General features: G+C 60.0%; 10 protein-coding genes and 1 riboswitch. Of the genes, 4 read left to right on the top strand and 6 right to left on the bottom strand.

Annotation, left to right across the window (positions count from 1 at the left end; all coding sequences use genetic code 11):
- Window positions 1-83: 83 nt before the first annotated feature.
- Window positions 84-800, bottom strand: coding sequence for a 5,6-dimethylbenzimidazole synthase (gene bluB, locus QRN60_RS07970; RefSeq protein ID WP_107675593.1), 717 nt, complete (start codon window positions 798-800; stop codon window positions 84-86).
- A 77-nt stretch (window positions 801-877) separates the two neighbouring features.
- A riboswitch (cobalamin riboswitch) is annotated at window positions 878-1,060 on the bottom strand.
- 64 nt (window positions 1,061-1,124) lie between these two features.
- Window positions 1,125-1,952 carry a TolB family protein gene (locus QRN60_RS07975; protein ID WP_129564961.1) on the bottom strand — a complete coding sequence of 276 codons (828 nt, stop codon included), beginning with the start codon at window positions 1,950-1,952 and terminating at the stop codon, window positions 1,125-1,127.
- Between the two features lie 192 nt (window positions 1,953-2,144).
- On the opposite strand from QRN60_RS07975, the gene QRN60_RS07980 reads away from it, so the two are divergent.
- Window positions 2,145-2,522 (top strand): glyoxalase superfamily protein, encoded by a 378-nt coding sequence (locus QRN60_RS07980; RefSeq protein ID WP_020012695.1) that lies wholly within the window; start codon window positions 2,145-2,147, stop codon window positions 2,520-2,522.
- A gap of 193 nt (window positions 2,523-2,715) precedes the next feature.
- Here the strand turns inward: QRN60_RS07980 and QRN60_RS07985 are convergent, their stop codons facing one another.
- Window positions 2,716-4,395 carry an NAD+ synthase gene (locus QRN60_RS07985; protein WP_003502981.1) on the bottom strand — a complete coding sequence of 560 codons (1,680 nt, stop codon included), beginning with the start codon at window positions 4,393-4,395 and terminating at the stop codon, window positions 2,716-2,718.
- 222 nt (window positions 4,396-4,617) lie between these two features.
- Here QRN60_RS07985 and QRN60_RS07990 point away from each other — a divergent pair, with 222 nt between their 5' ends.
- From QRN60_RS07990 to sthA, 3 genes are all read left to right on the top strand, one after another.
- Window positions 4,618-6,558 (top strand): LTA synthase family protein, encoded by a 1,941-nt coding sequence (locus QRN60_RS07990; RefSeq protein WP_165000584.1) that lies wholly within the window; start codon window positions 4,618-4,620, stop codon window positions 6,556-6,558.
- 116 nt (window positions 6,559-6,674) lie between these two features.
- Window positions 6,675-7,208 carry a DUF1003 domain-containing protein gene (locus QRN60_RS07995; RefSeq protein WP_020809562.1) on the top strand — a complete coding sequence of 178 codons (534 nt, stop codon included), beginning with the start codon at window positions 6,675-6,677 and terminating at the stop codon, window positions 7,206-7,208.
- A gap of 686 nt (window positions 7,209-7,894) precedes the next feature.
- Complete coding sequence (gene sthA, locus QRN60_RS08000) at window positions 7,895-9,298, top strand: Si-specific NAD(P)(+) transhydrogenase (RefSeq protein WP_080866588.1); 1,404 nt, start codon at window positions 7,895-7,897, stop codon at window positions 9,296-9,298.
- A 249-nt stretch (window positions 9,299-9,547) separates the two neighbouring features.
- On the opposite strand, the gene QRN60_RS08005 is transcribed toward sthA, so the two are convergent.
- The 3 genes from QRN60_RS08005 to tig form a co-directional block, all read right to left on the bottom strand.
- Window positions 9,548-10,195, bottom strand: a complete 648-nt coding sequence (locus tag QRN60_RS08005; protein WP_003502986.1) for a hypothetical protein — start codon at window positions 10,193-10,195, stop codon at window positions 9,548-9,550.
- 222 nt (window positions 10,196-10,417) lie between these two features.
- Complete coding sequence (locus QRN60_RS08010) at window positions 10,418-10,978, bottom strand: nucleoside/nucleotide kinase family protein (protein ID WP_129564962.1); 561 nt, start codon at window positions 10,976-10,978, stop codon at window positions 10,418-10,420.
- Window positions 10,979-11,191: 213 nt separating this feature from the next.
- The gene (gene tig, locus QRN60_RS08015) at window positions 11,192-12,670 is read right to left on the bottom strand and encodes a trigger factor (RefSeq protein ID WP_129564963.1); all 1,479 of its coding nucleotides are present in this window, start codon (window positions 12,668-12,670) and stop codon (window positions 11,192-11,194) included.
- Window positions 12,671-12,686: the final 16 nt, after the last annotated feature.

Here is a 12,686-nt window from a genome sequence, read left to right on the forward strand (position 1 = left end):
CTGACCCTTCGGGCCATCTTCTCCCCACCGGGGAGAAGAACAAGCAGCAACGCCCCGCTTCCCTCGCAGAACTTTTATCTGTCTTACACCCCGCCCCAGCGGTTGCGGAACACAAGCTCCTCCAACGGCACGCGCTGCCGCCAGCCTTTCACCGCCAGTTCCGGCTCGGTATAGAGCGCATCGACACGGCCGACGCAGAGCCAGGCGACGATTTCGATGTGGTCGGGAATACCGAGAATGGTGCGAATGTCGCTATCGTGGAAAATGCTGACCCAGCCGACGCCGATGCCTTCGGCGCGGGCTGCGAGCCAGAGATTCTGGATGGCGCAGACGGTGGAATAGACATCCGTGCGCGGATTATGGGTGCGGCCCAGCACCACCTTGCCGCCGCGTGTGGGATCGCAGGTGACGCAGATGCTGAGCGGGGCCTTGCGGATGCCTTCAAGTTTCAAGCTCCGGTAGAGAGCCTGTTGCTCGCCCTCGAACATCGCCGCCGCCTCCTCATTGGCGCGGCTGAAGGCCACAAAGGCCGCCTGACGGATCGCGCCATCGGTGATGAGGGTAAAATTCCACGGCTGCATGAAACCGACCGAGGGTGCCGAATGGGCCGCCTTCAGGAGACGCTCCACCAGATCATCCGGCAACGGATCGGACAGGAACTGATCGCGCACGTCACGACGGGTTTCAATGGCGCGGTAAATCGCCTCACGCTCCTCACCAGAAAACGGGCGGGCGGGTGACAGCGCATGATCGAAAGAACTGGCGCCGGGCGGATTGCTCATGGACGGATCGGCTGGCATCGTTTATCCCCAACAATGCGAAGGCCGGGCGCAAACATACACCCCACCTCGACAACAACCTGCCGCCGTCCGCGCGGTTCGGTCTATCCCGTCAGGCCGGTCTTCTGACTTGGCTTCATCCGCCCTTTTCGCCTTCCCGAATTGCTTCAGTGGCTTCTAAAAAAGAGCGTCCGCCTCACAGCGCTGGGCACGTTCCGGTCTTTCACCGGATTCCCGATTCTCCCGCCGCAAGGGCGGGCACCTGACAAAGGAAGCTATGGGCAAAAAAGTTTGTGAATGCAAGTATTCTGCCGGTGGTGCGGCAATGTGGCCTGCCTCCCCCCATTACACCGGGAAATACCTGACATAGGCGAACTCGTCCCCCTCAGGTGACCAGTTGGGCGAGTTCATCGTTCCCTGCCCGCCGAAAAGCTCAAACAGCGTCTCGGCACTACCGCCATCCATATCCATCAGCCGCACCCGTACATCAAGATCGCGCGGATGGTCGAAAACGTCGCCGTCATAGGAGACGAACACCACCTTGTCTCCCTTCGGAGACGGGTGCGGAAACCAGTCGCCATAGGGGCTGTCGGTGATGCGCTCGACGGCGGAGCCATCCACCCGCACGCGCCAGATCTGCATCAATCCGGTGCGGCTGGAATTGAAATAGATCCACGCACCGTCAGGCGAATAATCCGGCCCGTCATTGCGACCTTCGCCATGGGTCAGCCGCGTCTCGACGCCGCTTTCTATATCCATGGAGTAGATATCGAAGACCTGATCGCGAATGCCGCAATAGGCGAAGCTCTTCCCGTCCGGCGACCAACCATGCCAGTAGGAAGGAAGGTTCTTCGTCATCAGCCGTGGCGCGCCGCCCGCGGAGGCCATGAGATAGATGGCGCTCTTGCCGAATTCCACCTTGTCGGAAATGGCGTAGAGCGAACCATCGGGCGAAATGCCGTGATCGTTATTGCAGAGCGTGGCGACGCCGGTATCGACCTTCTCCGGCGCAACATCACCGGTCAGAGACAGGCGATAAAGCAGGCCTTCGCTGTTCAACAGCAGGTATTTTCCATCCGGCGACCAGTTCGGCGCTTCAAAGAGATCAGGTGTCTGCCACACCACCCGCATCTGCCGGGTGCGGATGTTGAAGATTTCGATGGAACTGCGCATTCTGCCTCCCGGGCGTGTCCGTGTTCTCGTTCAAAGCGCTGGGCAATGCAGACATTCCGTTTGCATCCGCCATCGCCTCGATTATGATCCTAGGGCGGCAGGCACCGTCCTGCAAATTCAAACCGGAAAAAACGCCAGCGCTCCGGCACCGTCCGCGCCGCTTCCCGTTTCTCCCAGATCCGAGGTTCCGCGATGAATACCATCGCCGATCACGGCATCCGCTTCGGCCGGATCGCCGCAATGCTTCCTGTCAAAAATATCGAAACGGCCCATGATTTTTACGTTGGCGTGCTGGGCTTTGAAAAGACCTTCGAAAACGGCAACCCCGTCGGCTTCATGATCCTGAAACAGGGCAATGCCGAGCTGCATCTGACATTGCAGCCCACGCACAAGGCGGCGCCCTTCAACGTGGCGCATATGATGGTGAGCGATGTCGATGCGCTGCACGCGCTCTGCAAGAGCCAGGGCTTGCGCATCATCAAGGGCCTGCAGGACAAGGATTACGGCCTGCGCGCCTTCGTCTTTGAAGACCCCGATGGCAACCGTATCGATGTGGGGCAGGTTATTTGAGATGAGCGAGCGGCGCGGGGTGTTCTCCGCGCCGTTTATGCGTTGTCAAAAAGCTCCTCACACGCGACGTCATCCTCGGGCTTGACCCGAGGACCCACAATCTCAACCGCGCATGGATCCTCGCCTCAAGGGCGAGGATGACGGAGAAAGGCACTTAACTCACCCGCCAGAAATCAATGGCGCGCGCCCTCAATCACCGATCCCGGAACCGGTTGGTGATCGGATAACGCCGGTCACGGCCGAAGTTCTTCTTGGTGATCTTAACACCCGGAGCCGATTGCCGGCGCTTGTATTCGGCGAGATAAAGCAGATGCTCCACCCGGTGCACGGTGGCCACATCATGGCCGCGTGCGAGAATCTCCTCGACCGACATTTCCTTCTCGACAAGGCATTCCAGAATATCGTCGAGCACCGGATAGGGCGGCAGCGAATCCTGGTCGGTCTGGTTGGGACGCAATTCCGCCGACGGGGCCTTGGAAATGATATTGGCGGGGATCACCTCGCCGGAAGGGCCGAGAGCACCCGGCGGAACATGGGCGTTGCGCCAGCTGGAAATGGCATAGACCTGCATCTTGTAGAGGTCCTTGATGGGGTTGAAACCGCCATTCATGTCGCCGTAGAGCGTGGCGTAACCCACTGACATCTCGGACTTGTTGCCCGTCGTCACCACCATCGAACCGAACTTGTTCGAGACGGCCATCAGGATGGTGCCGCGCGTGCGGCTCTGCAGGTTTTCCTCGGTAATGCCCTCTTCCGTGCCCTCGAAGAGATCGGACAGCGCCGAGAGGAACCCTTCCACCGGTTCCACGATCGGCACGATATCGTAGCGGCAGCCCAGCGCCCTGGCGCAATCGGCCGCGTCCTTCAGCGATTCTTCCGAGGTATAACGGTAAGGCAGCATGATGCAGCGCACCCGCTCCTCGCCCAGCGCATCGACGGCAAGGGCGGCACAGATCGCCGAATCGATGCCGCCGGAAAGGCCGAGAACCACGCTCTTGAAGCCGTTCTTGTTGACGTAATCACGGAAGCCCAGCATGCAGGCGCGGTAATCCGCTTCCTCACCTTCGGGAATCTTCGAGAAAGGCCCGCTTTCGCAGCGCCAGCCATCTGCCGTGCGTTTCCAGTCGGTGACGGCAAGTGTGGCCTCGAACTGGCTCATCTGGAAGGCAAGCGTCTTGTCGGCATTGAAGCCGAAGCTTGCGCCGTCGAACACCAGCTCGTCCTGTCCGCCCAGCTGGTTGGCGAAAACGAGCGGCAGGCCGCTTTCGATCACCTGCCTGAGCGCCACCTGATGGCGCACATCCAGCTTGCCGCGATAATAGGGCGAACCGTTCGGCACCAGCAGGATTTCCGCCCCGCTTTCGGAGAGCGTCTCGCAGACACCCATATCGTTCCAGATTTCCTCGCAGATCGGAATGCCGATCCTGACCCCACGGAAATTATAGGGACCGGAAATCGAACCCTCGGAGAAAACACGCTTTTCGTCGAATTCACCGTAATTCGGCAGGTCTATCTTGTCGCGCAGCGCGATGATCTTGCCGCCATCCAGAAGCGCCACGGAATTGTGCCGGCCCGTCTCGCCCTGTCGCGGAAAACCGATAACGACGCCCGGCCCGCCATCGGCGGTCTCCGCCGCCAGTTCTTCCACCGCTTTCAGGCATGCTTTCAGGAAAGCCGGCTTCAGCACCAGATCCTCAGGCGGATAGCCTGAAATGAACAGTTCGGTCAGAAGCAGAAGGTCTGCGCCCTGCGTTGCCGCATCGGCCCTTGCCTCGCGCGCCTTGGCGAGATTGCCCGCCACGTCGCCAACAGTGGGATTGAACTGCCCGACGGCAATCCGGAGGTGGTTCTGGATATCGTGTCTGTCGCTCATGGCTTTTCAATACCGCGCCCGTGCCCGCTCCGCAACGCGGCAATTGCATGGCGGCGCCCGTTACGCATCGGGCGCGCGCGTTCACGCTAAGGTTATCGCCGCACCGGCCAGGCTGCGCAAAGTTCATGTCGCGTTCATCGCGCTTATGTGACAGTTACATGACACTTTTGCGACACCCGATTCACCTCCCCGGATCGGCCGTGCCGCCTGAAATACCGGAGTATGGGTTTGAGACATTCGGCGCCAAAAACAACGGCTTCCGAAAAGGCTGGTTTTGTCTTTTCGCCTGCAGGGATTAGGAGCCTTTCGAAGCTTTCGGGCACGGCCTATCCGCTTGCCAATCTGACGGTCGCATCCGTTGTGCTCGTTGTGGTGCTGGAGTGGATCGCCCGCGGTTCGCTCACGGATGTCGGTGCTTTCCTCACCTCATCCGCACGCCCCGGCATGACCACCATTGCCGCCGTGCTCGCCCTTCTCGTGGCGCTGGATGCCATCCTTGGCCGGCGTTACCTGTCGCTGATCGCCATTGCACCGCTCTGCGCGATGACCGGGCTGATCTCCGCGCAGAAACAGACCTATCTTTCCGATCCGCTTTACCCCTCCGACCTGCTGTTCGGCCGGCAGATCCTCGAGCTTCTGCCGACCATGCTGAAGGCCCAGCCCTTGACGGCCGTGCTGCTCGGGCTTGGCATCTGCGCCACCATTGCGGCACTTGTGGCGCTATGGCTGCTGGCGCGCCGCCATTCGCCCGTCCTGCGCTGGCGTGAGCGCGCGGCTGGTCTCGCGCTGGCGCTGCCGCTTCTTGCCGGTCTGGCCTCGCTGATGGACTATTCGCACTATTCCTGGGCACGTGACCGTCTCAACATCATACCCATGATGTGGGATCAGCAGGAAAACTACCGCCACAACGGTTTTCTGATGGCCTTCGCCTTCAATATTCCGATGGCCAATGTCTCGGCGCCGCAGGGTTACGGTGAAAACAGCATCGCCGACCTGACGTCCGAACCCGCCGCCTTCGCCGCCAACAAGGGCGACTACCCTGACGTCATCATGCTGATGAGCGAATCGCTCTGGGACCCGGCGCGGCTCGAAAACGTGAAGCTCTCGGCCGATCCGATGCCGACCATCCGCGCCAAACAGTCGGGCAACGTCTTTTCGCCCGAGTTCGGCGGCATGACGGCGAATGTGGAATTCGAGGCGCTGACCGGCTTTTCCAACGCCTTCCTGCCCTATGGCAGCATACCCTATCAGCAATATATCCGCCGCCCTGTGCCCTCGCTCGCCAGTTTCTTCCGCGGTGAAGGCTATTCGGCCATCGCCATGCATCCGTTCCAGGAATGGTTCTGGAACCGCAAGCAGGTCTACAGGAATTTCGGCTTCGAGGAATTCCGCTCGGAAGAGACGCTGCCGGCCATGGAAAAACGCGGCAACTTCGCCTCCGACGATGCGCTGATGGATGAGATCATGGCGACGGCGGACCGGACGCAGAATCCGCTTTTCCTCTTCGCCGTCACCCTGCAGGGACACGGTCCTTACGAGGCCACCCGTTACGCCGAAAACACCATCGGCGTCGAAGGTGATCTCTCCGCCTCCGCCTCGCGGGCGCTTGCCACCTATTCGCAAGGGGTGGCGGAAGCCGATGAAGCGCTGCTGAAACTGATGCGCTGGGCAAAAAAACGCGACCGTGAAACCATCATCGTCCTCTTCGGCGATCACCTGCCGCCGCTCGGCCAGACCTTCGTGGAAAGCGGTTACATGCCGGGCATGGTGGCAAGCCGCCGTGCGCCGCTGGAGGTGATGAAGAAGGAACACGAGACACCGCTCGTCGTCTGGTCCTCCAGGAAGGGTGTGCGCAAGAATATCGGCACCATCAGCCCGGCGCTTTTGCCTTACCATGTGCTGAAGACGGCCGGCTTCTCCGATCCCTTCTATACCGGCACACTGGGCGAGGTGCAGAAGGCCTTCTCCGTCATCGACCGGCATATGCTGGTGGCGACCGACGGCAAGGCCCTGCCCGACTGGTCGATTGCGCCCAATTCCATTCCCGACGTGGTGCGCGATTACCGCCTGCTGCAGTTCGACATGATGTTCGGCCAGCAATATGGCCGCGAGCGCTTCTTCCCCGGTTTCAACTGGCTGCATGAGGGCGCGCCGTCGGTCTGATGGTTTTCGGCGGGGACGCCTGAACCGCATGGCCGTGGAAATCGTTTGAATTCCACCGCCATGCGGGTTTATCTCGGGAAACATCCGCATCGCCCCATCAGAACCGGAGAAACACCGTGTCAGATATCTCCGACTATATCGTTTCGCACTTCAAGCGCTCCTCCCGCGAAATCGGCGAGGTGGAGCAGCGTATTCTCGAACTCTCGCACCAGAAAAAGCTGGTTTCGAGCGACATCAACGCGGAATTTTCCGCCGGCGCCAGCCTCGGCGACAGGCTGGCCGACAATATCGCCAAGGTCGGCGGCTCCTGGGGTTTCATCCTCAGCTTCTGCTTTTTCCTGTTGGTCTGGGCCATCGTCAACACCATCGTGCTGACGACGCGCGCCTTCGACCCCTATCCCTTCATCTTCCTCAACCTGCTGCTCTCCATGCTGGCCGCCATTCAGGCGCCGATCATCATGATGTCGCAGAACCGTCAGGCCGCCCGTGACCGTTTTGAGGCCGCCAAGGATTATGAGGTGAACCTGAAGGCCGAGCTCGAGGTTCTTTCACTGCATGAAAAGATCGATGTGAAAGTGCTGGCCGAACTGGCGGCGCTCCGCCAGGACCTTGCCGCGCTCCACCGCCACGTTACCCGCAAGGAAGACTGACGCCGGAAAAATTCGTCCCCGCTTTTCCCCGCTCCGCGGCGCGCTGTTAGAGTGAACGCAGTCCTGCCGGGTGGCTGCCAGACGTGGCGGAAACCAAGGGACGGTCCTGTGGTGGGAACGCTGGCAACGTTCGTGGAAAGGACCATTTCGCAACAGGCGGTGCACGGCCCTTTGCGAAATACGGCATGGTGAAAGACCCGGCTGCGCAACGCATCCGACCCACACCAACCCCAACCAAAGCGCGGCCGGGCAATCGCCCGACGCCCAAACCATCCCCGCCCGTTAGCGCCGTGCGGGATGAAGCTGTTGGGTTTTTGGGGCATTTTCAGGAGTGAACGGAGGAGCGTGAACACCACTTCATTCGCAAATATTGAGATGGGCGAAACCTGCCCGCGAGTCGATCTCCCCCCTTGAGGGGGAGATGCCCGGCAGGGCAGAGGGGGGTAAGCCCCGCGCACCCCGCCCACTAATAATCACACAACCTTCTGAAACCTCACCCCCAGTTACGAATCCGTCAGATTCTTACGCTACAGATTGACGCAGGCGTTTGTTGCATTGCACTCTTGCGGGCAAGGCTGAAGGGGGAATCACTCCCCATCGTCAAAATGGCATCACGACCATTTCGCGGCGACGCCATGCCGGATGCGACATCCGGTCATTGCAATAATTCTGTTCCGGGGTTTTTCATGCACCAGTTCGATCTGATTGTTGTCGGCAGCGGTCCGGCGGGAAGACGGGCCGCCATTCAGGCCGCCAAGCTCGAAAAGAGGGTTCTGGTCATCGAGAAGGGCAGCCGCGTCGGCGGCGTTTCGGTGCACACCGGCACCATCCCTTCGAAGACCCTGCGCGAAACGGCGCTCAACCTCACCGGCTGGCGCGAGCGCGGTTTTTACGGGCGCGCCTATCGTGTCAAGCAGGAGATCGACGCCGAAGACCTGCGCCGCCGCCTGCTCATCACGCTGGATCACGAAGTGGAAGTGCTGGAGCACCAGTTCGCCCGCAACCGCGTCCAGCACATTCGCGGCACGGCAAGCTTCATCGACGCCAACACCATGAAGGTGGTGAAAAGCGATGGTGAGATCATGACCGTTACCGCGACCTCGATCCTGCTGACCATTGGCACCCGCCCCTACCGGCCGCCGCACATTCCCTTCGATGGCGAGGCGGTGCTCGATTCGGACGAGATTCTCGAGATCAAGGAACTGCCGCGCTCGATGATCGTTGTCGGCGCCGGCGTCATCGGCATCGAATACGCCACCATCTTCAGCGCGCTCGACACGCAGGTGACGGTGGTGGAGCCGCGCGAAACGATGCTGGAATTCATCGACAAGGAAATCGTCGAGGATTTCGCCTATCAGCTGCGCGACCGCAACATGAAGCTGATCTTCGGCCAGAAGGCGGAAAAGGTGGAGCGTGACGAAAGCGGCAAATGCCTCGTCTCGCTCGGCAATGGCCGCGTCCTCAAGGCCGAGACGGTGCTGTTTGCCGCCGGCCGCGTCGGCGCTACCGATACGCTCAACCTTTCGGCCTGCGGGCTGGAGGCCGACAGCCGCGGCCGCCTGAAGGTCGATCCCGAGACCTTCCAGACCTCGGTGCCGAACATCTATGCCGCCGGCGACATCATCGGTTTCCCGAGCCTTGCATCCACGTCCATGGAACAGGGCCGCATCGCCGCCCGCCATGCCGTCGGTGCACCGGCCGGCGAACCGCCGCAATTCTTCCCCTACGGCATCTATGCCGTGCCTGAGATCTCCACCTGCGGCCTGACGGAAGAAGAAGTCATCGAACGCGCCATTCCCTATGAATGCGGCATCGCCCATTTCCGCGAAACCTCGCGCGGCCATATCATGGGTCTCGACAGCGGGCTCTTGAAGATGATCTTCTCGCTGAAAACCCGCCGCCTGCTCGGCGTCCACATCGTCGGCGAAGGTGCGACCGAACTGGTGCATATCGGCCAGGCGGTGCTGAATCTCAAAGGCACGGTGGAATATTTCGTGGAGAATACGTTCAATTACCCCACGCTCGCGGAAGCCTACAAGATTGCCGGGCTGGATGCGTGGAACCGCATGGGTGAGATCAAGAAGGATTGAGAGAGTATTCAGCGGAACGGCACAACGCCATACGGGCGCTTGTGGTAAGGTCGTAGCCTCCTCTCCTCGTCACCCCGGACTTGATCCGGGGTCCAGCCAGCCCAAGTCCTTGGGCTGAAAAGACTCGCCTCAAGGCGCAGACGCGCCGTGGCTGGATGCCGGATCAGGTCCGGCATGACGGAAGAGAGACATTCACCTGCATCTTTCCTCTTGTCCAGAGATGATCCCGGCCCAAGCAGCCCGCCCCCCTCACCAGCGAATACTATACCGCGCACTCACCCCCGGCCGGAAATGATCCGCAAAACCCTGGTCAAGCGTTCCGCGCACCGTCAGATTATCGCCGATCTTCTGCTCCACCGCCACGCCGCTGCTGAACTCGTTGAAGCTGTTGCGGCTCGCCCCCGTCAGCACGAAGGCCGTGCCGGTTTCCGAGCGGGACAGGCGCAACGACTGCGACACATCAAGACCGTTCCATTGCTGCGCCGTGCCGTCGTAACGCACGGTGAAATTGCGGTTCGCCTCGATATCCAGTTCCGGCGTGACGATGCGCTTCTGCTGCGATGTCATGGAGAGGCTGCTCGACCCCGTCAATGCATTGACGATGACACCGACATCGCGTGCAAGCGAGACACCGGGCAGCTGTTCCGCCAGCAGCGTGACATTACCCCACAGCCGAACCGGCGTATCCACCACCTGCCCCGTCCTCGAGGCATTCATGCCCATTTCCAGCCCCGCCCGGATCGGCGTATCGACCGGCAGCTTGGCGCCGATGCGCGCCGTGTAGGAACGATCGGAATTCTTGACCGGTTTCCAGATCAGCCCGGCCTCATCGGCATGAGCGGCCGTGGCGGCGGTGAAGAGCGACAATGCAAGGGCAGAACCCGTTCGGAGCGACATACTTGTCCCCTGGCAAATTAAGGGCGCGCCGGAAGAACCCGGCAGGCACGGTAAAAGCTCAAGGCCAATGGTTTGGCAGCGATGAGGCCACATCAGAGCGGCGCACGATACCCGAGCGACCGCGTTCAGCGACCGGGGCAAATCATGCTGCGCAGGGTGCCAGATGAACGGGAGATGAACAAGAGCAGATGCAGCAAAAAATCATGCTGCACCGCATTGTGATCAAAACGAAGAATCCCCGTGCTGCTCATTTCCTGAGGTCGGGCCAACGCAGCGGGCCAGGATTTCATCGATCACCACGTCTAAAGGCCTCGATGAATCAATGACCGTTGCATTGGCGGGAAGGTCTTCTTTCGTCGCATGGAGTCGCAAGACAAATTCACGTTCGTCCGCCTTTCCGCCGAACTCGTCTTCACTCCTCTCCATCAACCGCCTTTGCAGGGTGGCGACGTCGATATCCAGAACGAAGACCTGATCGAAGCGGTCTATAAAACGCCCAAAGTTCCTTGAGCCGCCGCAGAAGAACGTGATCGCGTGACGTCGATCAGTCACCAGCGCCTGCACTTTTTTGACATCCCAAATATGATGCCGATGACGGTAGATAATATCCCCATCCCCTTGAAACAGCGAGAGATCGACCGGTTCGCCTGTTTCAGGATCACCTTTGTAGGCAAGTTCACGGTCGCCGTGGATGACATGATAGCCACGTCGCTGGAGTTCGGTTGCCACCGAGGTTTTACCGGTGCCGGAAACACCCTCGATCAAATAGTTTCTGACACCCATAACACGACCCTTCAACATTCCCCGGCGTCGTGGCGATGGTGCCTATATTTCCGGTTCGGCGGCCACGGTCTCTAACGATAATGATTCAGAATGACGCAACGATGTCAAAAGCCCGAAACCGGGCGGGCAATACTGCCAGAAAACCGGCGCCCAAACAAAAAGGCCGCAGCTTTCGCCGCGGCCCTTTGTTCAATCAGCTTGCACCGAAGAAGATTATTCGGCGTCGCCTTCGGCGGCCTTTTTCTTGGCCGGAGCCTTCTTCTTCGGAGCGGCTTCTTCGCCTTCAGCGGCGGCGTCAGCCTTGGCAGCAGCCTTTTTCTTGGCCGGAGCCTTCTTCTTGGTTTCCGTTTCTTCTTCGCCGTCGTCAGCCAGCAGCTCTTCCTTGGAAACGGTCTTGTCCGTTACCGAGATTTCGGAGAGCAGCTTGTCGATGACCTTCTCTTCAAAGATCGGAGCGCGCAGCGAAGCGGAAGCGCCGGGGGTGTTGCGGAAGAAATCGAGGATTTCCTTCTGCTGGCCGGGGAACTGCTGCAGCTGCTGGAACAGCGCGCGCTGCATTTCTTCTTCGGTCACTTCAACGCCGGCCTTTTCGCCGATTTCGGAGAGAACGAGGCCGAGACGAACGCGACGCTCAGCAAGCTTGCGATATTCTTCGCGGGCTTCTTCTTCGGTCGTGTCTTCGTCAGCGAAGGTCTTGCCGGACTGGGCGAGATCGGTGTTGATCTGGCGCCAGATGTTGTCGAACTCGGCGTCGACGAGGCCAGCCGGCGTGTCGAACTTGTACATCTCGTCCAGCTGGTCGAGGATCTGACGCTTGACCTTCTGGCGGGTGACGTTGCCGTACTGGCTTTCGATCTGGCCCTTGACGATTTCCTTCAGCTTTTCAGCCGATTCGAGACCGAGCTTGGTGGCCAGTTCGTCGTTGATTTCAACAGCAGCGGCAGCAGCAACTTCCTTGACGGTGATGTCGAAGTTGGCTTCCTTGCCCGCGAGGTTCGCAGCCGGGTAGTCGGCCGGGAAGGTCACGGTGATGGTCTTTTCGTCGCCGGCCTTGACGCCAACGAGCTGGTCTTCGAAGCCGGGGATGAAGCGGCCAGAACCGAGAACCAGTTCAGCGTCTTCAGCAGCGCCGCCGTCGAAGGCAACGCCGTCAACCTTGCCGAGATAGTTCATGGTGACGCGGTCGCCGTCGGCGGCCTTGCCCTTCTTGGTCTCGTAGGTGCGGGCGCTTTCAGCGATCTTGAGGATCTGCTCGTTGATTTCGTCTTCGGAGACTTCAACAACTTCGCGGGTAACCTTGATGCCGTCATTGGCCTTCAGTTCGATGGCCGGGATGATTTCATAGGCAACGGTGAATTCGAAATCGGATTCGGCCGACAGGATCTTTTCAGCTTCCTGCTCGTCTTCGGTCATGGAGATGGCCGGCTGGGTAGCAGACTTCTCGCCGCGGCTGGAAAGGATTTCGGAAGGCTTTTCACGAACCAGCTCGTTGACGAGGTCGGCCATGATGGACTTGCCATACATCTTCTTCAGGTGACCCATCGGCACCTTGCCGGGACGGAAACCGTTGATGCGAACCTTGTCCTTGGCGTCAACCAGGCGCTCGTCCAGACGGGCCTTCATGTCGGCAGCCGGGATAACGATCTTGAGTTCGCGCTTCAGCCCTTCAGCGAGCGTTTCAATAACCTGCATTTTCTCAAACCTTCAC

Source organism: Agrobacterium sp. CFBP2214 (genome assembly GCF_030209895.1).
In the GTDB taxonomy this organism is placed as follows: domain Bacteria; phylum Pseudomonadota; class Alphaproteobacteria; order Rhizobiales; family Rhizobiaceae; genus Agrobacterium; species Agrobacterium radiobacter.

Bases quoted from the DNA above. Each gene is read 5' to 3' on its own strand.
- QRN60_RS08010 (WP_129564962.1), bottom strand. From the start codon at position 10,978: ATGGGTGTCAGAAACTATTTGATCGAGGGTGTTTCCGGCACCGGTAAA.
- QRN60_RS07980 (WP_020012695.1), top strand. From the start codon at position 2,145: ATGAATACCATCGCCGATCACGGCATCCGCTTCGGCCGGATCGCCGCA.
- QRN60_RS07990 (WP_165000584.1), top strand. From the start codon at position 4,618: ATGGGTTTGAGACATTCGGCGCCAAAAACAACGGCTTCCGAAAAGGCT.
- QRN60_RS08005 (WP_003502986.1), bottom strand. From the start codon at position 10,195: ATGTCGCTCCGAACGGGTTCTGCCCTTGCATTGTCGCTCTTCACCGCC.
- tig (WP_129564963.1), bottom strand. From the start codon at position 12,670: ATGCAGGTTATTGAAACGCTCGCTGAAGGGCTGAAGCGCGAACTCAAG.
- QRN60_RS07975 (WP_129564961.1), bottom strand. From the start codon at position 1,952: ATGCGCAGTTCCATCGAAATCTTCAACATCCGCACCCGGCAGATGCGG.
- QRN60_RS07985 (WP_003502981.1), bottom strand. From the start codon at position 4,395: ATGAGCGACAGACACGATATCCAGAACCACCTCCGGATTGCCGTCGGG.
- sthA (WP_080866588.1), top strand. From the start codon at position 7,895: ATGCACCAGTTCGATCTGATTGTTGTCGGCAGCGGTCCGGCGGGAAGA.
- bluB (WP_107675593.1), bottom strand. From the start codon at position 800: ATGCCAGCCGATCCGTCCATGAGCAATCCGCCCGGCGCCAGTTCTTTC.